This window comes from Pseudomonas sp. R43(2017), from assembly GCF_002112345.1.
GTDB lineage: Bacteria > Pseudomonadota > Gammaproteobacteria > Pseudomonadales > Pseudomonadaceae > Aquipseudomonas > Aquipseudomonas kribbensis.
Map to the genome: position 1 here is coordinate 270,588 of NZ_NEHJ01000004.1, position 24,002 is coordinate 294,589.

At 62.5% G+C, this 24,002-nt stretch carries 20 protein-coding genes; 8 read left to right on the forward strand and 12 right to left on the reverse strand.

Annotated features, from left to right (window positions below):
• The first annotated feature begins 27 nt into the window (after positions 1 to 27).
• From CAG02_RS13225 to CAG02_RS13235, 3 genes are read left to right on the forward strand one after another with little or no spacing between them, the layout of a single operon-like run.
• On the forward strand, positions 28 to 462 hold the full coding sequence (locus tag CAG02_RS13225; RefSeq protein WP_085709453.1) for an NUDIX domain-containing protein: 435 nt from the start codon (positions 28 to 30) through the stop codon (positions 460 to 462).
• A gap of 23 nt (positions 463 to 485) precedes the next feature.
• Positions 486 to 1,124 carry a LysE family translocator gene (locus CAG02_RS13230; protein WP_085709454.1) on the forward strand — a complete coding sequence of 213 codons (639 nt, stop codon included), beginning with the start codon at positions 486 to 488 and terminating at the stop codon, positions 1,122 to 1,124.
• 2 nt (positions 1,125 to 1,126) lie between these two features.
• On the forward strand, positions 1,127 to 1,657 hold the full coding sequence (locus CAG02_RS13235) for a GNAT family N-acetyltransferase (RefSeq protein ID WP_085709455.1): 531 nt from the start codon (positions 1,127 to 1,129) through the stop codon (positions 1,655 to 1,657).
• Here the strand turns inward: CAG02_RS13235 and metR are convergent.
• Positions 1,641 to 2,558 carry a transcriptional regulator MetR gene (gene metR, locus CAG02_RS13240; RefSeq protein ID WP_085709456.1) on the reverse strand — a complete coding sequence of 306 codons (918 nt, stop codon included), beginning with the start codon at positions 2,556 to 2,558 and terminating at the stop codon, positions 1,641 to 1,643. The genes CAG02_RS13235 and metR overlap by 17 nt on opposite strands.
• Before the next feature lie 111 nt (positions 2,559 to 2,669).
• Here metR and metE point away from each other — a divergent pair, with 111 nt between their 5' ends.
• Complete coding sequence (gene metE / locus CAG02_RS13245) at positions 2,670 to 4,982, forward strand: 5-methyltetrahydropteroyltriglutamate--homocysteine S-methyltransferase (RefSeq protein ID WP_085709457.1); 2,313 nt, start codon at positions 2,670 to 2,672, stop codon at positions 4,980 to 4,982.
• A 43-nt stretch (positions 4,983 to 5,025) separates the two neighbouring features.
• On the opposite strand, the gene CAG02_RS13250 is transcribed toward metE, so the two are convergent.
• Complete coding sequence (locus CAG02_RS13250; protein WP_085709458.1) at positions 5,026 to 10,566, reverse strand: dermonecrotic toxin domain-containing protein; 5,541 nt, start codon at positions 10,564 to 10,566, stop codon at positions 5,026 to 5,028.
• A 210-nt stretch (positions 10,567 to 10,776) separates the two neighbouring features.
• On the opposite strand from CAG02_RS13250, the gene CAG02_RS13255 reads away from it, so the two are divergent.
• Entirely contained in the window at positions 10,777 to 11,811 is a 1,035-nt protein-coding gene (locus CAG02_RS13255) for an alpha/beta fold hydrolase (protein WP_085709459.1), read from the forward strand.
• A 50-nt stretch (positions 11,812 to 11,861) separates the two neighbouring features.
• Positions 11,862 to 12,527 (forward strand): DsbA family oxidoreductase, encoded by a 666-nt coding sequence (locus tag CAG02_RS13260; RefSeq protein WP_085709460.1) that lies wholly within the window; start codon positions 11,862 to 11,864, stop codon positions 12,525 to 12,527.
• Between the two features lie 37 nt (positions 12,528 to 12,564).
• On the opposite strand, the gene CAG02_RS13265 is transcribed toward CAG02_RS13260, so the two are convergent.
• Genes CAG02_RS13265 through CAG02_RS13290 form a run of 6 tightly spaced genes read right to left on the reverse strand, consistent with a single transcriptional unit; the run spans position 12,565 to position 19,873 of the window.
• Positions 12,565 to 13,953 (reverse strand): sigma-54 dependent transcriptional regulator, encoded by a 1,389-nt coding sequence (locus CAG02_RS13265; protein ID WP_085709461.1) that lies wholly within the window; start codon positions 13,951 to 13,953, stop codon positions 12,565 to 12,567.
• Complete coding sequence (locus CAG02_RS13270) at positions 13,943 to 15,718, reverse strand: ATP-binding protein (protein ID WP_085709462.1); 1,776 nt, start codon at positions 15,716 to 15,718, stop codon at positions 13,943 to 13,945. The genes CAG02_RS13265 and CAG02_RS13270 overlap by 11 nt, the downstream gene beginning before the upstream one ends.
• 6 nt (positions 15,719 to 15,724) lie before the next feature.
• Complete coding sequence (locus CAG02_RS13275; protein ID WP_085709463.1) at positions 15,725 to 16,852, reverse strand: GNAT family N-acetyltransferase; 1,128 nt, start codon at positions 16,850 to 16,852, stop codon at positions 15,725 to 15,727.
• A 42-nt stretch (positions 16,853 to 16,894) separates the two neighbouring features.
• Positions 16,895 to 17,776: a carboxylesterase gene (locus CAG02_RS13280; RefSeq protein WP_085709464.1), complete on the reverse strand. Its 882-nt coding sequence runs from the start codon at positions 17,774 to 17,776 to the stop codon at positions 16,895 to 16,897.
• Complete coding sequence (locus CAG02_RS13285) at positions 17,773 to 19,167, reverse strand: aspartate aminotransferase family protein (protein ID WP_085709465.1); 1,395 nt, start codon at positions 19,165 to 19,167, stop codon at positions 17,773 to 17,775. Before CAG02_RS13285 ends, CAG02_RS13280 begins: the two co-directional genes overlap by 4 nt.
• Complete coding sequence (locus CAG02_RS13290) at positions 19,160 to 19,873, reverse strand: HAD-IB family phosphatase (RefSeq protein WP_085709466.1); 714 nt, start codon at positions 19,871 to 19,873, stop codon at positions 19,160 to 19,162. Before CAG02_RS13290 ends, CAG02_RS13285 begins: the two co-directional genes overlap by 8 nt.
• Positions 19,874 to 20,091: 218 nt before the next feature.
• Between CAG02_RS13290 and CAG02_RS13295 the strand changes: the two genes are divergently transcribed.
• Both CAG02_RS13295 and CAG02_RS13300 read left to right on the forward strand, forming a co-directional pair.
• Positions 20,092 to 20,853: a MipA/OmpV family protein gene (locus CAG02_RS13295; RefSeq protein ID WP_085709467.1), complete on the forward strand. Its 762-nt coding sequence runs from the start codon at positions 20,092 to 20,094 to the stop codon at positions 20,851 to 20,853.
• Between the two features lie 67 nt (positions 20,854 to 20,920).
• On the forward strand, positions 20,921 to 21,787 hold the full coding sequence (locus CAG02_RS13300; protein ID WP_085709468.1) for a fatty acid desaturase: 867 nt from the start codon (positions 20,921 to 20,923) through the stop codon (positions 21,785 to 21,787).
• A gap of 45 nt (positions 21,788 to 21,832) precedes the next feature.
• On the opposite strand, the gene CAG02_RS13305 is transcribed toward CAG02_RS13300, so the two are convergent.
• The 4 genes from CAG02_RS13305 to CAG02_RS13320 all read right to left on the reverse strand — a co-directional run bounded on the left by CAG02_RS13305 (position 21,833) and on the right by CAG02_RS13320 (position 23,990).
• Positions 21,833 to 22,216, reverse strand: a complete 384-nt coding sequence (locus tag CAG02_RS13305) for an EamA family transporter (protein ID WP_371856504.1) — start codon at positions 22,214 to 22,216, stop codon at positions 21,833 to 21,835.
• A gap of 31 nt (positions 22,217 to 22,247) precedes the next feature.
• A complete protein-coding gene (locus tag CAG02_RS13310; RefSeq protein WP_085709470.1) occupies positions 22,248 to 22,622 on the reverse strand; it encodes an EamA family transporter in 375 nt (124 codons plus the stop codon).
• Positions 22,619 to 23,539: an arginase gene (locus tag CAG02_RS13315; protein ID WP_085709471.1), complete on the reverse strand. Its 921-nt coding sequence runs from the start codon at positions 23,537 to 23,539 to the stop codon at positions 22,619 to 22,621. Before CAG02_RS13315 ends, CAG02_RS13310 begins: the two co-directional genes overlap by 4 nt.
• Before the next feature lie 121 nt (positions 23,540 to 23,660).
• Complete coding sequence (locus CAG02_RS13320; RefSeq protein ID WP_167443801.1) at positions 23,661 to 23,990, reverse strand: GlpM family protein; 330 nt, start codon at positions 23,988 to 23,990, stop codon at positions 23,661 to 23,663.
• Positions 23,991 to 24,002: the final 12 nt, after the last annotated feature.

Consider the following 24,002-nt stretch of genomic DNA (forward strand, 5'->3'; position numbering starts at 1 on the left):
GTTTTTCCCAAGGCCGGTGGCTGACCCATGACCTCTGTATCCGCTGTTTCCCCCCGCACCATTCGTATTGCCGCCGCGCTGCTGCTCAACCCCGAAGGCCAGACCCTGCTGGTGCGCAAGCGCGACACCACGGCGTTCATGCAACCGGGCGGCAAGATCGAGGCCCATGAACTGCCGGTGCATGCCCTGGCCCGCGAGCTGGAAGAAGAACTGGGGCTGGTGATCGATCTGGCGCAGGCGAGTTTTCTCGGTCAGTTCTCGGCACCGGCCGCCAACGAGCCGGGGTTTGTCGTGCAGGCCGAGATCTTTCAGCTGACCATCGACGCCGATGTCTCCCCGGCGGCCGAGATCGAAGAGGTGATCTGGATCGACCCGGCCACCGACGGCGATGTGGTTCTCGCCCCATTGACACGCGACCTGATCCTGCCGTTTTATCGAGCCTCGCTGACTGCGATCGCCTGATCATTCGTGCAAAGGACTTCGTCATGATCCCGCTTCAAGACCTGCTGATTTTTGCCGCTGCCGCGTTGTTGATGGTACTGACGCCGGGGCCGAACATGATCTACCTGATCTCGCGATCGATCTGTCAGGGGCGCAAGGCCGGGGTCACGTCGCTGCTCGGCGTGGTGGCCGGGTTTTTCGTGCATATGTTCGCGGCGGCGGCTGGTTTGACGGCGGTATTTCTCGCGGTGCCGATGGCCTATGAAGTGTTGAAGTGGGCCGGTGCGCTGTACCTGCTGTGGCTGGCCTGGCAAGCGGTGAAACCCGGTGCGCGTTCGCCGTTCGAAGTGCAGGCATTGCCGGCGGACTCGTCGCGCAGGCTCATCACCATGGGCTTTCTCACCAGCGCCCTGAACCCGAAGATCGCGGTGTTCTACCTCTCGGTGTTTCCGCAGTTCATCACGCCCGAGCACGGCTCGGTGTTCAGCCAGAGCATCATTCTCGGCCTGACCCAGATCAGCGTCAGTTTCAGCGTCAACCTGTTGATTGCCCTGTCGGCGGCGGGCATTGCCTCGTGGTTCGCCAGCAACCCGACGTGGCTGGCGGCGCAGCGTTATTTCATGGGCTTCGTGCTCGGTGGTCTGGCGGTGCGGCTGATGCTTGAGCAGCGCAAGGCAGCTTGAGCATGTGGATCGAACGACTGGACGCCAGCCACGCGCTGGCCTATCGGGAGTTGATGCTGGAGGCATACGACCGGCATCCGCAGGCCTTCACCTCCAGCGTGCGTGAGCGCGCGGCGATGCCGCTGAGCTGGTGGGAGTCGCGCCTGACCGGCAAGCTCGACGCGGTGTTTGGCGCGTTCGAAGCAGGCCGCCTGGCGGGTATCGTCGGCCTGGCGTTCGAGCCTCGGGAAAAGGCCCGGCACAAGGCAACCATATTCGGGATGTATGTGTCGGCTGAATTTCGTCAGCGCGGGCTGGGCCTGAAGTTGATGGAAGCGGTGCTGGGAGAAGCGCAGCAGCATCCGGCGCTGAAAGTCATTCAACTGACCGTCACCGCCGGCAATGAAGCCGCGTTCAAGCTGTACCAGCGCTGCGGTTTCATCCAGTTCGGTCTGGAACCGATGGCGGTGCGGGTCGGCGAGGACTACTTCGACAAGATCCACATGTGGTGCGCGCCTCTGGTGCCATCCGCCAGCCTCAACGAACCGCGCTGACCCCATCCAGCGTCGAGAACGACGTGTCCTTGGCCGTCAGCAGGAAATCGCGCATGTACGGCGCGTCGAGCATGTCGGCGCGGATCGCCGCGTACAGCGTCGCGAACAGACCTTTCTCCCCCAGCCGCTTGGCCTTCACGTAGCCCCGCGAGCTGTACTCATGCAGCGCCCAGTGCGGCATGCCGCACACGCCACGACCGCTGGCCACCAGTTGCATCATCATCACCGTCAGTTCCGAGGTGCGTACCTGCGCCGGCTCGATGTCGGCGGGTTCGAGGAAGCGGGTGAAGATATCGAGGCGGTCGCGTTCCACCGGATAAGTGATCAGGGTTTCCGTCAGCAAGTCTTCGGGGACGATGTACGGTTTGCTTGCCAATGCATGCTGGTTGGCGACCGCAAGCATGGCTTCATAGGTGAACAGCGGCACGTAGGTGATACCGGCAATTTCCAGCGGGTCGGACGTCACCACCAGGTCCAGGTCACCGCGAGCCAGCGCCGGCAGCGGGGCAAACGAGAATCCCGAAGCGAGGTCGAGTTCGACTTCCGGCCAGGCATCGCGGAATTGGTCGATGGTCGGCATCAGCCACTGAAAGCAGCTGTGGCATTCGATGGCCATGTGCAGACGCCCGGCGGTGCCACCGGCCAGACGCCCGATGTCCCGTTCGGCGGCGCGCAGCAGCGGCAGGGTCGCGTCGGCCAGTTGCAGCAGACGCAGGCCGGCGCTGGTGAAGCGCACCGGTTTGGTCTTGCGCACGAACAACGGCATGCCCATGCGCTCCTCCAGTTCCTTGAACTGGTGGGACAGCGCCGACTGGGTCAGGTGCAGGCGGTCGGCCGCATCCACCAGGCTGTCGGCTTCGCGCAGGGCATGCAGGGTTTTCAGGTGACGGATCTCAAGCACCGCGGGCTCCATGAGGAAAATTTGTGATCAACACGAAAAGGTTGAGTTTGTCTCATGTTGGGTTGACTGTCGACAATGGCGCCATCTTTTACGCAATGGAGAACACTCGACATGGCCGTGGCCCACACCCTTGGTTTCCCGCGCATCGGCGCCGACCGCGAACTGAAAAAAGCCCTCGAAGCCTACTGGAAAGGCGATCTCGATCAGGCGTCCCTGAATCAGGTCGGCCGTGAGCTGCGTGCCAGACACTGGCAATTGCAGAAAGACGCCGGCATCGACCTGTTGCCGGTCGGCGACTTCGCCTGGTACGACCAGGTGCTGACCCACTCGCTGACCTTCGGTGTGATCCCGGAGCGCTTCGATGGTGTGCGCGACGAGCGTGGCCTGCCGACCCTCGACACCCTGTTCGTCATGGCCCGTGGCGCCACGGCATCCTGCTGCGGCGGTGAGCACGGCAAGACCCAATACGCTCAAGAGCTGACCAAGTGGTTCGACACCAACTACCACTATCTGGTCCCGGAATTCACTGCGGATCAACAGTTCAAGCTGAGCTGGGAACAGCTGTTCGATGAAGTCGAAGAAGCCAAGGCCCTCGGTCATAACGTCAAACCGGTGATCATCGGCCCGCTGACTTACTTGTGGCTGGGCAAGGCGAAAGGCAACGATTTCGACAAGCTCGAACTGCTCGAGCGCCTGCTGCCGGTGTACAACGAAATCCTCGGTCGTCTCGCCGCACAGGGCGTGGAATGGGTGCAGATCGACGAACCGATCCTCACTCTCGACCTGCCGCAGGCCTGGAAAAACGCCTTCGAACGCGCCTATCACATCCTTCAGTACTCGCCGCTGAAGAAACTGGTGGCGACCTATTTCAGCGGTCTGCAAGACAACCTCGGCCTCGCCGTCGGCCTGCCGGTACAAGGCCTGCACATCGATGCCGTGCGTGCGCCGGATCAACTGGGTCAGGTGCTGGATCGCCTGCCGACCTACAAGATTCTTTCGGTAGGCCTGGTCAATGGCCGCAATGTCTGGCGCTGCGAGCTGGAGCAGGCACTGGCGCAGTTGCAACCGGCGCAGGAGCGCTTTGGCGACAATCTGTGGGTCAGCAGTTCCTGCTCGTTGCTGCACAGCCCGGTGGACGTCGAGCGCGAAGACAAGCTCGATCCAGAACTGAAAAGCTGGCTGGCATTCGCCGTGCAGAAGTGCGCCGAAATCTCCGTGCTGCGTGATGCGCTGAACGATCCTCAAGCCCCAAAGGTGCAAAGCGCACTGGCCGAAAGCCGCGCCATTCAGGAAAGTCGTGCCCGCTCGCCGCGTATTCACAAGGCCGAAGTGCAGGCACGGATCGAAGCGATCAATGCTCGCGACAGCCAGCGTCATTCGCCGTTCGCCAAGCGTATCGCCGCGCAACAGGCGCGATTGAAATTGCCGGCGTTCCCGACCACCACCATCGGCTCGTTCCCGCAGACCGGTTCGATCCGTCTGGCCCGCCAGGCGTTCAAGCAGGGCAAGCTGTCGGCCAACGATTACCACGATGCCATGCGCAGCGAAATCCGCCATGCGGTGCAAGTCCAGGAGCGTCTGGGCCTGGATGTGCTGGTGCACGGTGAAGCCGAACGCAATGACATGGTCGAGTACTTTGCCGAGCAACTCGACGGTTACCTGTTCACCCGTTTCGGCTGGGTGCAGAGCTACGGTTCCCGCTGCGTGAAACCGGCGGTGATCTATGGCGACCTGAGCCGTCCGAGCGCCATGACCGTGGACTGGATCATTTACGCCCAGAGCCTGACCGACAAGGTCATGAAGGGCATGCTGACCGGCCCGGTGACGATGCTGATGTGGTCGTTCCCTCGCGAAGACGTGTCGCGCAAGGTTCAGGCGCAGCAACTGGCGCTGGCCCTGCGGGATGAAGTGGTTGATCTGGAAAACGCCGGGATCAAAATCGTGCAGATCGACGAAGCCGCGTTCCGCGAAGGCTTGCCGCTGCGCCGCGCACAGTGGCAGGAGTATCTGGACTGGGCGGTGGAAGCGTTCCGCCTGACCGCCTCGGGCGTGAAGGACGAAACCCAGATCCACACCCACATGTGCTACAGCGAATTCAACGATGTGATCAAGGCCATCGCCGACATGGACGCCGACGTGATCACCATTGAAACCTCGCGCTCGGACATGGAATTGCTCGATGCCTTCGAAGCGTTCGACTACCCGAACGACATCGGCCCGGGCGTCTACGACATCCACTCGCCACGGGTGCCGGACACGGCGGAAATGGTCAAGCTGATGAGCAAGGCCGTGAAACGGATTCCGGCAGCACGGTTGTGGGTCAATCCCGATTGCGGGCTGAAAACCCGTGCCTGGCCGGAGACGGAAGCAGCGCTGGTCAACATGGTGGCGGCAGCGCGGCAGCTGCGCAGTCAGCAGGCTTGACGCACAGCAAAACGGGGAGCGGCCAACCGCTCCCCGTTTTGTTTTACAACGCTTCGAACCAGGGCAGGACCGCCGAGCGTTTACCGATGTCGGCATACGGCAGCGCCGCATTGTCGGCGTGAGTCAGGTAGCGGTGCTCCGGCAGTTTCAGGTGCGCTTTCTCGAACTCTGCGAATGACGGCCTGGGTTTGTTGTAGTGGAAATGCGCATACCACAGCAGACGCGGCGGTCGGGCACTCAGGTCGTGGATTTCATATTCCTGCATATGGTCGGGACGACCGTCGGCGCGATTGCGCAGTTGTTTCATCAGGGCCACCTTGCGCACTTCCACGGCGTTCTGCCGCAGCAGGTCATCGAGCATGCCGTCGGTGGGTTTTCGACTCATCAGGGTTTGCCGGGTACGCAACTGCCGCCCGGTGAGGCGCAATTCGTCGGCCTTCGTTTTCAATTCACTGATGATCGGGTTTTCTGCCGACATCGCTTCAATGTCGCTGGCCCGACGGCTCAGGTCATCGGCTTCACTGATCATCATGTGTTCCAGATCCACCGGGAGCATGTCGCGCTCAGCGTGTCCCTGCACTTTGGCCTGATAGGCCGCTTGACCGTCCAGGCGCTTGCGGGCATCGGCCAGCAGCGATGCGAGGTTGCGCAAAGGCGCGGGCTGCGGCGGTGCGTTCACCGTCAGCAGGCGGAACTTGCCGTTGTCAGCCTGCTCCCAGACTTCCCGGCCTGCCTTGCCGTGGTTCAGGACGAACTGCCGCTTGCGGGTTCTTGGCTCCCAGTTTTCCACCCCGATCAGCCATTGCTGGTCTTCGGTCTGGAAAATCTTCTTCTCGCTTGGTCCCGTCGTACGAGGCGGTGCGGGATGATCGATGGCCTTCCTGGCGCGTTCGGCCATGGCTTCGATGCCGGTCATCAGCGGTTCGAATTCTTCCATGTGAAAGTACTGCGGATAGCTGGCCGTCCACTGGTTCATTTCCCGGCAGTATCGGGCGTAGGTCTCGAGGCAGTTGCCCAGGATCTGCATGCGCTGCGCCCGGTTGGCGCTGACTTCGGACAGGCTGAACTGAGTGTAGAGGGCCCGGTCCATGTCCACGCGCAGTTGAAAGGCCCGTCGTTGCAGGTAGAGCCAGGAAACATCACCGGTGTCTTCGAAGTTCTTGATGGACTCCAGGCGATTGGCGGTTTTCAGGTAACCCAGGTTGAAGTCGTTCATGCGCCCGTTCAGATAGGTGACCGCCTCGGTCAGTCTGGCCTTGTCGGCACGTACTCCGATCAGTGCGTACCAGCGGTTCAGTTCGCCCATGAGCGCTTCGAGCTCTTCGATAGCGGTGGTCACATCGACGCGCAATCTGCGCATTTCCAGCAGCAGAGCCAGGCGTTCGGCAATCGAATTCTCCGGCAGTGCATCGAGGGTCGCGTGCCGGGTGTCGATCTCGTCGAGCCATTTATAAATCCGGTGGTTGGCCATATAGATACGGTGCTTGAACCGGTCGGTCACCCGTGCGGCGTCCTGGCTCTGTATTTCAAGCAGGGCACGCAACTTGTTGCCATGGGTGAGGGGACGCAGCTCGGCGGCTGTCTGGTACTGCCGGGTGAGCAGGGCAATGTCGTCCTCGCAGGCTTTCTGCGCGACGCTTCTCAGCCGGGCGTCATCGGGAGCCAGGCTGTAAGCGCTGATCGCCCCGTCGCTTCGTTCGATCTGGAGATCCAGGCGGTAACTCAGGTCATCACATTCAAGCGTCAGTTGATGCTGGCGGCGATAGGCCCGGTCGACCAGCCAGCGCGGAAGACGGTCACGGATTGCCAGTGGCCAGACCGGTTCGAGCACATCGGCCATATGCCCGAGCACGCCGCCGCCACCGGCACCGCCACCTTCGAAGGTGGTGCCGTAGACGCCGAACCAGGTGTCCCACTCTCCGGCCTCGTTCAGGGCGATGGGTTGTCTGTAGGTATTCTGCGAGGTGCCGCGCAGGCGCCAGTTGCGGGAGTCGGTGCTCCATTCGACCTGGTAGATCCGGCCCTGGCGGACAATGAAATCGCCGTCGGCATGTCGGTAAATGTTGCGCCAGACACCTCCTTCGGCCGGTCGCAGCCCCGCCAGCGAGACGGGTTTCTCATATTCGTAACCGGTAAAGCGTTCGACGATTCGCCGGGCCTGCTGTGTATCGGGAACGGTCAGCGTGGCGACGTCCGAGGCCAGGTTTCGCAACAGGCGGGCACGGGTTGCGGATCGAGCCTTCAAAGCCGCGCCGGCACCGGGCACGATGTCGATCAAGGCGTCGATCAGGCACAGCAACACCGATTCGATCTCGGCCAGACCGTCGCCGACCCTGCCCCGCAGAAGCGCCGCGACAGCCTGGTTGGCTGCGTTCCAGGCATCGTACAAGGCGATGGCGCTGCCAACGAACGGCAGCATGCCCAGGGCCATTTTCAGGTAGTCGAAAACGCGTGTGCCCTGCAGGGCATAACGTTCCCGATACAAGGCGTCGTTGGAGCGCGAGGTGCCGCGATGAACCTCAATCAGGCGCCCCATATGCGCATCGAGCAAATGAGCGGCCAGCGAAGTGCTTGCCGGCCAGCGCGGGCCGACGCCGATCATGGCGTCGAAACGCCTGGTCACTGCCTGCGCCATGCGGCGTTCATGGGCTTGCACGCTGCCTTGCAGAGCCTGGCGGGCCAGATAGCCGATCATTGCGTCCTGGCTGCAACGATTGAACAGGCCCATGCGTGCGGCTTCAAGACTGTCGTACCGGCGCAGAACGCTCGCATCGGGGGCGTCCGGCAGATACAGCAGTGTCGTGCCGCTGACCTGTTCTTCGATGAAGGTTACTCCGGACAATGTCGTGGGGCCTTCATTCGGCGTGTCGGTGCCGCCGGCGGCAAGGTAGGCAGGAAACAGCGCAATGCGCCGGCCAGCGGTTTTCCAGGCGTCGGCCGTGTCGGCGTCGATGGCAACGTCGAACAGGCTCAGGTCATCGACGCCGATCTGGTGTTGCAGCCAGGCACATCGGCCCTGCAGCCGGAGCATCAAACGCCAGGGTTCGAGCAGGCATTCCCGACGGTGCTCGCGCCGGAACGCGGGCTCATCGGTCGCGCCCTTGAACGTGTCGTAAATCCTTTGTTCGTAGGCTTTGGGCAGATCCAGTTCCGGCAGGATTCTGCGCAGGTAAGGCAGGGTGATCCCGGTACTCAGAGCCGTGCGTTCACGTTCATCGCTGGCACTGACTTCAACCTGCATGAAGCGCAGGCGCATCAGCAGCGGTTCCAGATTCATCGACGGCGTATTGTCGATGTTGAGCTGGGCCAGGGTTTCCAGCGACAGGCGGCTGCGGGATGCGCTGGGAACCGCCACCAGTTTCTGCGGTGTGCCTGGCGCCCCGGGGGCACTGAATGCCTGTTTCTGCAGGATCACGGAATCGGGCAGGTCCAGTTCCACCGAAAAATTTCCCTTGAGGGAAAAATCCTGGCGCAGCCGGGTGAGCAGATGCTGGCGAGTGAAGTCCTCCCGGGGCGGTAATGTGACGGTCAACAAATCGTGACTGCGGTGCATGGCGGCAATCCACGCCTGTATCAGCTCCCTGAGCGTATTGCGCTCGCCATCGCTCAGACGGGGCAGCCAGTCCGGCAACTGCGTGGCGAGGCTGGCGCTGCGCTGCTCTTGCATTCGATGGTTCAGCGCCAGGTGTCGTGCGGCATTGTCCGGCACCTGCAGCAGGGGAAGTGTCTGACGGCGCAAATGTTCCAGTTCTTCGGCGCGTTGCTGTGCCTGCGAGGGGGCGCTGTAGCACTGGCGGATTGTCGCTGCCCGGGTTTCAAACTCGCCGGTCAGCTGATTGAAGGCATGACGCAACGGGTCGCCAGTAAGAGTGTTCAATTGCAGCGTCAGCCGGGTGTCACTGGCCTGCAGCTTGAACAGGTGCCGTTCAAGTGCCTGACGATCGGCAAATCGCAGGAGTCCGCCACCGCTGCCGGGCCAGTAGAGCAGCAGGCCTGCTGTCGGGCCCGGCCCGGCCGCTGTGGCATCTGGCATCAGCAGGAACGGACCGCTGAGTTCCTGGCGGCTGACTGTATCTCCCGCAGGCTCGCTCAGCGACAGTGTCAGGCTTTTCACCCGTTGATCGGCATCGTTGCTGTCGGGGGTATCCAGCAGCGCGACGAGCCGCTCATGTTCTTCGACACTCAGCTGGTTCAGCGCCCGCTGCATTCCGGCTTCGGCCCGCAGGCCTTGTTTGTGCGCGTCGTGCAGTGCGGTGAACTGGCGATTGAACGTGACCATGTCCAGCGTCCTTTCGCGATAGAGCAGCGCGTGTGCGGCCTCGTCCGCTTTCTGTCGGGCATTTTCCAGCGTCGCTTGCAGCGTCTTGAGCGATTGCAACGTGTCGTCATCGGCCAGTGATTCCAGTGCGTCGTATGCCCGGGCGACGCTGGCCTGACGCAGCGTCCCGGGAATATCGGCATGCAGGCTGCCAAACAGCGACACCTCATTCTCGTCCGCTGGCGAGGCGCCGGAGGGTTCGTTGTCCTGGCCGGGCGGTGCGCAGAAAACGGCAATGCCACGCTGCCGGTCGACCCTGTCGGCGACATCCAGAGCGTGGGACCCCTGTCCGGCCAGATCGGGCCTGGCGTCCGGGCCGTTGCGCAAGGCAGCGACCTGCGCCGTCTGTTGCTGCACCAACCATTCATTGACCGCCAGGGTCAGCGACTGGCCGGCCGAGGCGTATTCGACCTGAAGGCCGTCGAGCGGCAGACCGACCGGGACCAGAGGGCGGCGCGTCAGCCAGGTGTCCAGTTCGCTGCGCCGGGAAAAAGCCTGAATGGCATCCGGCAGGCCGGGCACGTACAGCAACTGTCCGCTGTCGTCACTGCGGCTGATGACCCAGGCCGCCGGTGGCTTGACCCGAACACCGCTGGTCAGGCGCAGGGTTGGCAGCTCGACCCGCAGGGCATTGCCGGCCGTGGGTTGCACAGCGGGTTCCCCCATCAGCGACCACAGTGGCCGCAGCTGTTCTGCCGTCACCGTGCGGCGGGCGAAAGCCATTTGCGCAGCCGCCTCGATATGCCCGCGGTACAGGTGATCGACCTGGTCCCGTCGCGACAGCGGCGTGCCGGGCGCCCGGGAGCGCCAGTAATGGTGCCAGCGCTCGTCAAGGGCCAGTGCCGGTTCGAGGCGCTGGATCCGGGCAAGCAACTGTGACGGAAGGAGCCCGGACAAGGCATGAGAGTCGCTCACGCCGGTCACCCGGCACTGACTGTCGAGCCACTCTTGCGGTTGAGGGTGCCGGACGATGTAGGCACAGGCTTCCAGGAGGCTGACCCGGCGTTCGGGATAGCCGCCGACGGGATTGAACGCGAGGCCTGCCTGTGTTCCGTCCAGGCCCAGTTCCTGACGGAGCAACCGGCTGAGCGTTGCGCGTACCGACGGCACGCCGGCACACAGCTGTCGCAGTCCTTCGCTGCACATTTGTCGGCGGGTTGCCGCACTTTGCAGCAGGCCTTCGTCGACAGACGCCGGCAGAGCGGAAAAAACCGGCAGGGAAATTGAATCGGGAGAGGCGCTCAGTAAAAAGGATCTTTCGACCATGGCAACGGCACTCGGAGAAGGGCGCGGGGAATCCGCTCCGTAGACGCGCCATTCAAGGGGCAACGCCGGGCACGCCGGTGTTACATAGTTATCCGCCCTTCGCCGACCGCTCGGCACTCTTCATCAAACTGTCATCGAACTGTGGCAGCGCGCTTGAACAAACTTCATCAGACTCGCGCTCTACTGGGGTTCTGCGTTTCGGTGTTTTTCATGTTCAAGGGAATTTTTGCAATCGCGGCGTTGTTGGCCGCGGTTTTTTTCGTGCCGGCGTCTTCTGCGGCGTCGCGTTGTGATGTCAATGTTCCGACCGAACGGGTCGATCTGGCGCAGGTGAGCCTGGCGTACCAGAGCATCGGTCGTGCGTCGGATCCGGCATTGCTGCTGGTGATGGGCCTGGGCGGGCAGTTGATCCACTGGCCGGACGAAGTGGTGGTCGCTCTGTGTCAGCAGGGTTTCCGGGTGATCCGCTATGACAACCGCGATGTCGGCCTGTCGACCTGGCGCCAGGCCCCGGCCGAAGCCAACCTGACGTTTGAAGTGCTGCGCTACAAACTCGGCCTGCCGGTGGCGGCGCCTTACAGCCTGACCGACATGGCCGACGATGCGCTGGGCCTGATGGACGCGCTGCACGTCGAACAATTCCACGTGCTCGGCGCGAGCATGGGCGGGATGATCGCCCAGCACCTGGCGGCCATGGCGCCGCAGCGGGTCGAGAGCCTGACGCTGATCATGACCAGTTCCGGCGCCGAAGGCCTGCCGGCACCGAGCGCGGCACTGGTGCAACTGCTGTCCCGGCGCGGCGCGCCCAATCGCGAAGTGGCGCTGGAACAACAGGCGGATTTGCTGGCAGCGCTGGGCAGTCCGATGGTTACCGATGATCGTCAGATGCTGTTGCATCAGGCGGCGGTGGCCTATGACCGGGCGTTCAACCCCGAAGGCGTGAAGCGCCAGATCATGGCGATCCTCGCCGAACCGAGCCGGGTCGCGCTGCTCAACCAGTTGCGGGTGCCGACCCTGGTCGTGCACGGCACCGCCGATCCGTTGCTGCCGGTGATGCACGGCGTACATCTGGCGGCGCACATTCGCGGCAGCCAGTTGAAGCTGATTCCGGGGCTGGCCCATCGTTTTCAGGAGGCGTTCAAGGCGCCGTTGCTGGCGGCGGTGCTGCCATATTTGCAGCAGCACCGTGAAGACACCTCGCACTGGGCGCAGATCGAACCGGTGGGCGAGCGCAACCTGCTCTAGCGGGTGTATCGTGCAGGTCTTTGACCCCGATTGAACGCGCGAGGTGTGTCATGAGTTCTGCCCTAAAAATCGATTTTGTCAGCGACGTGTCCTGCCCGTGGTGCGTCGTCGGTCTGTACGGTTTGCTGCGGGCGCTGGAGATTCTGCGTGACGAGGTGCAGGCCGAGATCCGTTTCCAGCCGTTCGAGCTGAACCCGAAGATGGGCGCCGAAGGGCAGAACATCGGCGAGCATATCCAGGAAAAATACGGCTCGACCCCGGAGCAGTCACAGAAGAACCGTGAAGTGATCCGCGCCCGTGGCGCCGATGTCGGTTTCGCCTTCCGCACCGATTCCAACAGCCGCATCTACAACACCTTCGATGCGCATCGACTGCTGCATTGGGCCGGGGAGGAGGGCTTGCAGTTGCCGTTGAAAGAGGCGCTGTTCAAGGCGTATTTCACCGATGGCGGCAACCCGTCGGATCACGGACAACTGGCACAGATTGCCGAAAGCGTGGGTCTGGACCGACAGCGTGCCGAGGCGATTCTGGCGTCCGACGAGTTCGCCAGCGACGTGCGCAAGGAAGAACAACTGTGGCTGTCGCGGGGCGTGAGTTCGGTGCCGACCGTGGTGTTCAACGGGCAATACGCGGTGACTGGCGGGCAGCCGGTGGACACCTTTGTCGGGGCGATCCGGCAGATCATGAGCGAGGCGAAGGGCGGCACGGTGAATTGAGGCCGCGAGGTTCCCGGGCACGGCCCGGGAACCCGGATCAGCGGACGATCTTGTCGACGTGAATCCCCAGTTTCTTCAGGCGATACCAGAAGCTGCGCTCGGAAATCCCGATCAGTTGCGCCGCCGCAGCCTGCACACCGTTGCTCTGGGCCAGCGCGGCGAGGATGTAGGCTTTTTCAACTTCAGCCAGCGCCGCTTCCAGGTCCGCCGGCACGCTGCCTTCGGCGACCAGCGCTCCCGGCTGGGTCGGTTGTGAGGCGAACAGATAGGCCGGCAAATCCTGTTCTTCAATCTCCGCGCCGGACGCCACGATGGTGGCGCGCTCGACGCAGTTCTGCAGTTCACGAATGTTGCCCGGCCACGAATAACGGGCCATCGCCTGCAACGCCTCGGCACTGAAACCGCTGAAGCGCTTGCCCGCCGCAGCGCCCAGCGTGTGGGCGAAATGCCGGGCCAACGGGGCAATGTCTTCGACCCGCTCACGCAAGGCCGGCAACGGAATCGGGAACACGTTGAGGCGGTAATACAGGTCTTCGCGAAATTCCTTGTTGGCCACGGCGTCCAGCAGGTTCTTGTTGGTCGCGGCGATGACCCGCACATCGACCTTGCGCTCGCGTGGATCGCCTACCGGCTCGATGATGCGCTCCTGCAGGGCGCGGAGGATTTTAGCCTGCAACGCCAAAGGCATTTCACCGATTTCATCGAGAAACAGCGTGCCCTTGTCCGCCTGCTGAAAACGCCCGACCCGGTCCGCCACCGCACCGGTGAACGCGCCTTTGCGGTGGCCGAACATTTCACTTTCCAGCAGCCCTTCCGGGATCGCCGCGCAGTTGACCGCGACAAACGGCTTGTCGGCACGGTTGCCGTGTTTGTGGATGGCCCGGGCGACCATTTCCTTGCCGGTGCCGCTTTCGCCGGTCAGCAGAATGGTGGCGTTGCTTTCGCGCACCGAATCGATCGCGCTCAGGACCCGGCGAAAGCTCGGGCTGTCGCCCACCAGGCTGTCGATCTGCTGGTGCTCGTCAAGTTCGGCGCGCATGCGCAGGTTGTCTTTGAGGATGTCGCGAAACTGCAGGGCCTTGCTGACGGTGATGTCCAGCTCATCGATGTCGAAGGGTTTGGCGATGTAATCGAAGGCGCCGTTGCGCATCGACTGCACGGCATTCTTCACCGTGCTGTAGGCGGTCATCACGATCACCGGCAACTGCGGGTAACGATTCCTGATTTCCGCCAGCAGTTGCGGGCCGTCCATGCCGGGCATGCGCCAGTCGCTGATCACCAGATCGATGTCCTCGGACTCCAGCACCTTGAGCGCGTGCAGGCCGTTGCCGGCGGTGAACACCGCAATGTCGTTCTGACTCAAGGCCGATGCCAGCAGGTCGCAGAGCTTGGGCTCGTCGTCCACCACCAGTACGTTATGCGTCATCGCTGTCCTCGTCGAAATCTTCACCGTTGGCCGGAATGTACAGGCTGAAGGTGGCTCCGGCATCTTTTTCGCTGACGCATTCGATGCGCCCGTCATGGTTTTCCATGATCGAGAAGACTTTGGCCAGACCGAGCCCGGTGCCGGACGCCTTGGTGGTGACGAACGGCGTGAAAATCCGCTCGAGCATGTCCGCTTCGATGCCCTGGCCAGTGTCGCTGATGCTGATGACCGTGTTGTGTTGATCGCTGTGGATGCCCAGGGTCAGGCGGCCGCCGTCGGGCATGGCGTCGATGGCGTTGACGATCAGGTTCAGGCCCGCCTGTTTGAGTTGCCGGGCATCGGCGTACAGGGTCGCACCTGGCGCGCGGTCTTCAATCTGCACGTCGATGTTGTGGCTGGCCAGTTCCGGGGCGCAGAAGCCCACCAGTTCATCCACCAATGGCCGTGCCAGTTGGGTCGAACGCAGTGGCGCACTGGGCTTGGCGAAGTCGAGAAATTCGGTGATCAGGTCGTTGATGCGGCTGACTTCACTGACCACGTATTCCAGATGACGCTTGTCGGTTTCCGGCAGGTCGGCGCGTCGGTGCAGCAGTTGCGTGGCGGTCTTTATGATGCCCAGCGGGTTGCGGATTTCATGGGCCAGGCCCATCGCCACTTCGCCCAGCGCATGCAGGCGGTCGCGGCGTCGCAGTTGCGACTCCAGGTGCTGCAACTCGCCGAGGCGTTCGCTCATGTGGTTGAAGATGCTGCTCAGTTCCGCCAGTTCATCGCCGCCGGTGACCGGCAGGCGCTGGCGGTAATCCCCGGCGATCACCGCTTGTACGCCTTTGGCCAGGCCGCGCAACGGTTTGGTCATGCGCTCCGATACCAGCCAGCCTACCGCCAGCGAAGCCGCCGAGCTGAGGATGAAGATCAGGATGAACAGGTTGCTCTGGTTCACCAGCCCGACCAGCGTGGTGTGGCGCAGCAAACCGCTGAACACCACGCCTTGCAGTTCGCCGTTTTCATTGAGAATCGGTCGGTAGATGCCGCTGTAGCGTTTGGTCGACTGCTCGATCGGCAGCTTGGTGCTGCGCAACTGGTCCTCGATTTTCGCGGGCACGATTGCCGGGTGATCTTCAAAGCGCTGGGTGGAAAATATCTCGGAGAAATCGGCGTCTCTGGCCAGGTACAGGCGCAGGTCCAGAGAGTGCACGTCGGCGACGCTGGTGAGGAAACTGTTGTCGAGGTAGGTCACCACGATCAGTTTGTAGTCGGTGCCGTCCTGATCGCTCTCGAAGGTCGACACCACGGCGCCGGTTGCCACGCCGCCGACCTGCAGGGTCTGCAGCACGGCTTTGGGCGCGGTGCTGATCTGCCGCACGATGTCATCGGCGGCGGTGCTGAACACCACTTTGTGATCGCTGTTGCGCACCAGTGCGACCACATCGATGCCCATGGAGTCGGCGATGTCGGAAGTCAGCTTGTCGCGCCGGGCCGACTGGCGGTCCGTTGGCGGACGGGTGTAGCGCAGGAACAACTGCGCGGCGCGGGCATTGTCGCGCACGATCTCGCGGATTTCGTCCTCGACGATCTTGGTCGATTCCTGCAGCCAGATCCGCACGTTGCTGTCGAAAATCTGCGACAGGGTGGTGGCCGCCAGTTCCGCGGCGATCATGGTCGGAATCACGCTGACCAGCCAGAACGCCAGCACCAGTTTGCGTTGCAGGCTCCAGCCGGAGAGGGCGAAGGGTCGGGCGGTGGCGCGTCGGTCTTTGCTCATCATGCTCGCTTATTGTTGTTCGCTTATCGCAGTCGCCATGGCCGGATCGGTACGGTCCGGGCGGATGAAAATCTTCACCAGCCGCAGCAGGTGATTGAGTACGGGGTGGCGATGGCGGAAAAACACCGTATTGCCGATGAACGAACAGCCCAGGCGCAGCTTACTGGCATAACCGGCCTGGCCGCACGCGTAGATCGGAATCCGGTGTTCAATACAGTAGCCGACATTCGCCAGCCAGCTGCGCATGTACAGTTTGTGCTCGCGGGTGCGGGCCAGATCGTGGGCGAAGAACTTGTCCACCAGCCGCTGTTCGTCCAGCAGCACCAGATTGAACGCGACCAGCTCGTCGTCGACCCAGTACAAAACGCAGGCGGCACGCTCGTCGAGGTGTTCCAGCACTTGCCGAAAATACGCAGCAGGCAGGCATTCGAAGGTCAGGTCGCTGCGCGCCAGTGTTGCTTCGTAAAGCCGCATCATGGTCGGCAGCAGATCGTCCACCGAACGTCGCCATTCGATTCGCGGGCCTGAACCGCGCAGGGTCCGGCGCAGGTCCTTGCGGGTGGATTTGCCCAGGGTGCCGAGGTAAGCGTCGACCGAGGCGAACTTGATCGGCAGCTCGGCACCGGGCAATCCCGGCATGCTTTGCAAACCGGCCTCGCGACAGGCCTGCAGCCATTGCGGATTGCGGTGGGAAGCGTCCTTGACTGCCAGCAGGCCGACCCCGGCCTGATCCGCGTCCTCGCGGGCCAGTTGCAGCAGGCGTGCGAACAGCGACGGCAAACGTGCCGGATCGAGCGACGGGTGCGTGCCGACATGGCACTGCTCGGCCACCGGCGAGCCGAGGGCGTAAAGACGAATGTCGAACAGCCCCGGCCAGCAACTGCGCAGCCACTGGCTCAAGCGTTTGCCGGTGCCTTGCAGGGTGGTGTCGAGCGAATAAGCCGTGGTGAAGGCCACGACCGCCGCAATCAGCCGGTCGTCTTCAAACAGCGCCAGATAGCGCCAGTGAAAGCCGTCGATGCCGGCCTGTTCCACGGCGCGGTAATAGGCCCAGTCTTCGAGCTCCTCGGGAAAGCAGGCATTCCACGCGTCGCGATCAATCGCTTCGATGGTTGAAAAGGCTTGGGCCGTGATCACGTCGTTTCCTTAACCGGCATGGCATGTCGTTTTGCAGGCGCTTCACGCTCGCTGCCGGTATTCCTCGGTTGGCAGGGAATGAGCGGAGGGCGCAAGGTCGGTGCGATGGTTGTTGATGAACTGCACGCTCAGTTCCACGACGCGTCGGTACTGCAGGTCGACGGTGATCATGTGATAACAGTCGTCCAGCAGGATCTTCACCACTTCGCCGCCGAGCTTGCGTTCCACGTAGTCGGCATTCCAGCGGCTGGTGATGTCGTCCTCGATGGAGTGCAGCACCAGCGCCGGCACGGTGATCGAAGGCATGCGCTTGCGCACCACGGCGTTCATCCGGTGCAGTTCGCGCACGGTCACGCCTTCCATGGTCAACAGGCCGGCCTCACTGCTGTGGCCTTCCTTCATCTGCCGTTCGACGATGGCCCGCAGGCGCTCGTTCTTGATGCCGTAGGGCGGTTTCTCTTCGAACTTGCAGATGTGCACGCCGAACGGGATTTTCATCAGCAACGGCGTGAGGAACGCCAGTTTGTTGATGCTCCAGCCGTCGTACTTCAAAGTCGTGGAATACATCAGCAACCCGGCCACCTGGCCCGGATGCTCGGACGCCACGTACATCGACATCACCGCCCCCATCGACAGGCCGCCGACGAATACCTTGCTGTGCTGACGGCGAATGCCGACGAAGGTCTTGCGCACGCCTTCGTACCAGTCACGCCAGCCGGTGGCCTGCAGGTCGGCATTGCCGCCGCAGTGCCCGGCCAGGGTCGGCACGTACACCGTGCAACCGGCCTTGGCCAGTCCCACGGCGACCCGACGCAACTCCGTCGGGGTGCCGGTGAGGCCGTGGATCAACAACACCGCGACCTCCCCTGTGCCGAGAACGAAACCGGCGTCGCCTTCGCCCAGATCGATCCCGGCCGCGTTCATCGTTTCATCGCCCGGGCCAGCAGACGGTCGAGCAGGGCGATGCCCAGGTCGATTTCCGGGTAGCTGATTTCCAGCGATGGCGCGAGAGTGATCACGTTCTTGTAGTAACCGCCCACGTCGAGGATCAGGCCCAGTTTGCGGCCGTCGATCTCGATGTCGCCCTTCATGCCTTCCTCGACCATGAAGTCCAGGGTGGCCTTGTCCGGGGTGAAACCGTCCGGGGCGCAGATTTCGCAGCGCAGGGCCAGGCCCAGGCCATCGACGTCACCGATGATCGGGTAGCGTTTCTGCAGGTCCTGCAGGCCTTCGAGGAAGTATTTGCCCTTGGCCATGACCATCGCGCCGTAGTCGACTTCGCTGGTCATCTTGAACATTTCCAGGCCCACGGCAGTGCCCAGCGGGTTGGAGGCGAAGGTGGAGTGGGTCGAGCCTGGCGGGAAGACTTTCGGATTGATCAGTTCTTCCTTGGCCCAGATGCCGCCCAGCGGGTTGAGGCCGTTGGTCAGCGCCTTGCCGAAGACGATCACGTCCGGTTTGACGTCGAAGTGCTCGATCGACCACAGCTTGCCGGTGCGATAGAAGCCCATCTGGATTTCGTCGACCACCATCAGGATGCCGTGCTGGTCCAGCACATGCTTGAGTTCGCTGTAGAAGTTCATCGGCGGAATCACGTAGCCGCCGGTGCCCTGGATCGGCTCGACGTAGAACGCGGCGTATTCACTGGCACCGACTTTCGGATCCCAGACACCGTTGTATTCAGTCTCGAACAGACGGGCGAATTGCTGCACGCAGTGGCTGCCGTATTCTTCCTTGGTCATGCCTTTCGGGCCGCGGAAGTGGTACGGAAACGGGATGAAGTTGGCGCGCTCGCCGAAGTGGCCGTAGCGGCGGCGATAGCGGTAGCTGGAAGTGATCGACGAAGCGCCGAGGGTACGACCGTGGTAACCACCCTCGAAGGCGAACATCAGGCTCTTGCCGTTGCTGGCGTTACGCACGACTTTCAGCGAGTCCTCGATGGACTGCGAACCACCGACGTTGAAGTGCACGCGACCGTCGAGGCCGAACTTCTTCTTGGCGTCCACGGCGATCATTTCCGACAGCTCGATCTTGCCTTTGTGCAGGTACTGGCTGGCGATCTGCGGCAGGGTGTCGATCTGCTGTTTCAGCGCGTTGTTCAGGCGCGGGTTGGCGTAACCGAAGTTCACCGCCGAGTACCACATTTGCAGGTCGAGGTAGGCCTGGTCTTCGGTGTCCCAGACGTAGGAGCCTTCGCAGCGGCTGAAAATGCGCGGCGGTTCGATGTAGTGAACGGTGTCGCCGTAGGAGCAGTACTTGGCTTCTTTTTCCAGAAGGATCTGGTCTTCCTGGGTAGCGATTCGAATATCAGACATGGTGGAAGAGTTCCTGGGTTTCGGTATTGAAGGTGTCGGAATTGAAAGCGGTGGCGTTGGCGGCGCTGGCCTTTGGCAGCAGGGCCAGCAGCGCCGGGAGTTCGGCGAAGCTGTCGAAGCGGGCGTAAGGGATCGCGTTGCGTTCGCAGTACTCGGCGAGGCGCCCCTTGGCGAAGACGAAGTCGGCGGTGGACGACACGCACATGTCGGACTGGCCGTCACCGATTACCAGCACGCGTTTGTTGCCCGGCGTGGATTTGCATTTGCAGTTGCCGGACGCTGCGCGGCAGGCGTCGCTGGAATGCGGGAAGTCGATGCGCCAGCTTTCGTGGTCGAGCTGTCGCAGGCGGTTGGCGAGGATCGGCAGCAGGGTCACGTAGTTGCGCGACAGAATCCGCGCGATGCCTTGCTCGATGCCGTCGCTGACCACTTCGAATGAAGCGCCCAGGCCGATGGCGTGGTCGACGAAGTCGGGGAAGTCCGGATCGATCTCGATGCTGTCGAAGAACTCCAGCAATTGGCCGGGCGTGGCCTTGACCAGCGAGAGCTGGCGGCTGAGGCATTCACGGGAACCGATTTCACCGGCCAGCCACTGGTTTTCGATCGTTTCCCAACTCGGGTCGGCGAAGCGTTCGAGGATGCTGTCGATCACGTCGGTGCGGGTGATGGTCCCGTCGAAATCACACACGATATGCCAGTCAATCATCTGCATTACCTATTGGTCAGAGCGCGTTGTGTGCGCTTGCCGAGGGGTAGAGCAGGGACTGTGCCAAGTGCCATCAGCCCCTTGCCGGCGGGGCCGATGAGGTGCTTTGGCAATTCGAAGCTACAATTTTTGTAGCTTGCTACAAACAACATGAGTGCTTGCGCGGTGGGTGGCATCCGGGGATTGATGCGCGCATGTTCAATTAAAGGAATGGCCTCATGATGAGGAAGACACTGTTTTTATTCGCAGCGCTGGGTGCTTTCTCAGCCAGCGCCATGGCGGACGGCATCACCGGGGAGGCGGGCTTGGGCCTGGGTTATCAGCCTCACGACCCAAGTGGTAGCCGTTATGAAACACGGCCGATACCGTATCTGGATCTGGACTGGGGCGACGTCAGCCTCAGTACCGACGACGGCCTGACCTGGAGCGCCTTGAAGACCAATGGCTTCAGCGCCGGCCCTTATGTGAATTACCTGCCGGGTCGCACCTCCAACGGCGAACTGCGCGGCTTGCGCGATGTGCCGGACATGGCCGAGGCCGGTGGGTTCGTGCAGTACGCGCCGGCCGACTTCTGGCGGGTATTCGCCTCCGTTGGCCAGGCCATCGGTGGTAATGGCGGGCAGGGCGGCGTGCTCGGTCGGGTCGGCGGCGAGATCGGTTATCCACTGGGTGGCGGCGTGATCGGCAGCAGCAATCTGACCGCGCATTTCGCCAACGCCCGGCAGAACAACACCTTCTTCGGTGTCAGCGACAAGGAAGCCCAAGCGTCCGGCATCCGCGCCTACAACGCTGGCGGCGGCCTGCAGAACATCGCGCTGACCCAGAGCTTCGAGTTCCCGCTTGGGCCGCAATGGTCGCTGGTGACCAGCGCGAGCTGGATTCACCTGACCGGTTCGGCGGCCGACAGCAGCATCGTCAAGAGCGTCGGCGATACCAATCAGGGCGAGGTGCAGATGGCGATCGCCTATAAATTCAAGTAAGCCCGACGGGAACTGGTCTGGCCTTTGCAGACAGCCGTGACGAACCCATTGTTTCAGGATGTTCTTCATGGCTCGCCCTGCTTACCGTTTGCTGGCCCATTCGTTGTGGGACCTGATTCCCGTGGCCCTCGGCCTGGCCCACTTCGCCTTTGTGGTGTGGCTGGTCCTGGCCTTTCATGCGTTGTCCTGGTGGGCACTGCTGCCGCTGGCGCTGGTGTATGCGGTGAGCCTGTCATGGAGCATCAACAGCATTTCCCACAACCAGATCCACAACGCCTACTTCACCCCGGCGTGGCTCAATCGGGCCTTTGACCTGCTGCTGTCGGTGACCATCGGTTTCTCCCAGACCCTCTATCGCGATATCCACAACCGCCATCACCGGGGCAACTCGGACCGGCCGGGGGCGGATGGCAAGACCATCGATCCGTTGTCGATCTATCAGCGCGGCAAGGACGGTCAGCCCGAGAATCCCTTGGCCTACACCTTCCTGAGTTTCTTTCGCGACGACCCCAAGCCGATCTACGACGAGATGCAGCGCAAACGTCCTGCCGATGCACGTTGGGTCAAGGTGGAGATCGGTGTGACAGTGGCGTTCTATCTGGGGCTGGCGATCTGTGACTGGCGGGCGGTGCTGGTGTTGCTGCCGTTCTGGTATCTGGGGCAGGCGCTGTCTTCGCTCAACGGTTACTACGAACATTTTGGCGGCAACCCGGATTCGCCCATCGCCTGGGGCGTCAGCGCCTACAGCCCGCTCTACAACCTGCTGTGGATGAACAACGGCTACCACGCCGAGCATCACTACCGGCCGAAAATGCACTGGACCCGGGTCAAGGCGTTTCACCGGGAGATCGCCGGGCAGCAGCGAGAGGCGGGGGTGAAGGATATTCCGGTGGCCCACGGCCTCGGATTTCTGGTGGCGCATCGCAAGGATTGAACCGTAAAAAACGTGGGAGCCCGCAGGCTCCCACGACCGTTCACCTCAGTTTTCCTCGCCCTCGGCCAGCAGCGCAATGCCGCCCATGATCACGGCCACGCCCACCCAGTGCAGCAGGCTGATCTCTTCACCGAGCCCCAGCCACGACCCCAGCAGTACACCGACGAACACCAGCGAACTGAGCGGAAATGCCAGCGACAGGCTGCTGCGCCGCAGAATCAGCATCCAGACAAAGAACGCGCCGATGTAGCAGGCAATCGCCACCAGCACCCCCGGTGCCTGGGCGACACTGAGCAGCCATTGCAGGGTGAAGTCCATTTGCCCCAGTTGATCGCCGCCGACCTTGGTCGCGATCTGCCCGCCACTTTCCAGAATGATCAGCAACGCCCAGAGCACCACGGTGCCGAGGCGGCCGTGCAGCCAATCCATCGAACCATTCCTTTTGAGTATCAGTTGAGAATCAGGCATGGCCGACACACACGAGCATCACGCCCGCCGTAATCACCAGAGTGCCCATCCAGCGCCGTCGGCTGACGGTTTCGCCGAGAAACACCTTGCCGGCCAGCACCACGCCGCAATAGGCCAGCGCGGCGGCAGGGAACAACAGGCTCAGCGGCGCACGGGACAGGGCTTCGAGCCAGACGAAAAACTCGATCACGTACGCGCCGATCCCGCACCACAACAGCGGTGCATTGAACACCTGGCCCCAGAACGCACCGAGCCGAAAACCGCCTTCCAGTTCCGGCAAACGGTCCAGGCCGAGTTTGAAACAGAGCTGGCCGATCACGTCGAGCACGATGGAAAACGCCACCAGCAGAATCACGGTCAAGGTCATGGGAACAACTCCTCGAACAACTCGATCAGCGCCTGATTGGTCGCCGAATTGCGCAGCAGATCGGTTTCGCTCCAGCGCTCGGCCGGGGGCTGGTCGGACTTGGCTTCCCAGCGTTTGAACGCGTTGCTGAAGGCCGGGCGGGCGAACTCGCCGCAAATGTCGATGCCGATCACGCGCTTGCTGGCGGCGAGGCTGCGGATGGCCTGGAGCAAATGGCTCAGGCGCATCTGGCCCTGATCCCAATTGGTCGCGGCGTCTTCGCTGGCCAGCACGTCCTTGTCGATGGTGATCCACACTGCCTGGGTCGGAAGGCTGGCGATCATCCGCTCGAGAAATGCCGACCAGTCCTGATCCGCCAGATTGTTCCAGTGCAGCAGATTCTCCTGTTGCTGATGACCGGCGCCGTCACCGACCCGGCCCCAGACTTTCGACGGCGGGTGCTGCCAGGGGAACAGCTGTAACACCCCGCGTTTGAGGGCGCCGAGATTGCCGCCCTTGATCTGCGGATTTTGCAGGTCTTCGCTGCACGGGCCGAGGGTGACGATGCGTTCGATGTTCGGCAGTTTCAGCGCCTGATTGACCCATGAACCGCAATGCCGGCGCGGCGCGAAGTGCACCCAGTCAGGATGATTGTCGAAATGGATCAGGCTTACCGGCTCGGGCAAATCAGTCAGGAAGGCCGGGGTCAGATGGTGATAATCGCCGGAGCCAACGAAAAAAATTTCCGGTGCCGGGCCGCTGTGCCGGGGCCGCTCGCGCAAGCGTTCGGCAAAACGGCGAAAGGTGCGTTCGCTGGACCAGAGCCGCAGTTTCGGGCCCAGGTCGAGCAGGTCCAGGCGCCGGGCACGGCCGCTGTCGAGCAGCCGCGCGATGGACGCCTGACCGGTCAGGCTGTGGTCGAGATCTAAAATATTCAAGGTCGCAATTCACCCTTGGCAGACCCTCCCAGACACCGGCCTCATCGAACATGAGCGCCGGCCGGGCGGGCTTTCGGGGGTAAATGCAAGGGACGGGCCAGCCCCTCTGCCGCACGGCTGCTCAGGCGTGCAGACGGACCCAGACGCTGACCAGCACCGTCGCCGCCATCAGCCACGCGACAGCCGCCACGGCCAGAGATGCTTCCAGACGCATCCGGTCGACCATCACATACAGCGTCGCCAGATAAACGAAGTAGGGAATGATCGACCACATGCCGAACACGATGGTGGTCTTCAGGTCATCGACCGAGCGACCCTTGCCGACGATGTAGTGAGCGATCAGGGCGAAAGTCGGAAACAGCGGCACCAGACCGGCGATGTAATAGTTTTTGGTCTTGGCCAGCATGGCGAGGATCACCACCACCGCCGCACCCAGAAAGGCTTTGAAAATCAGATCCACGTC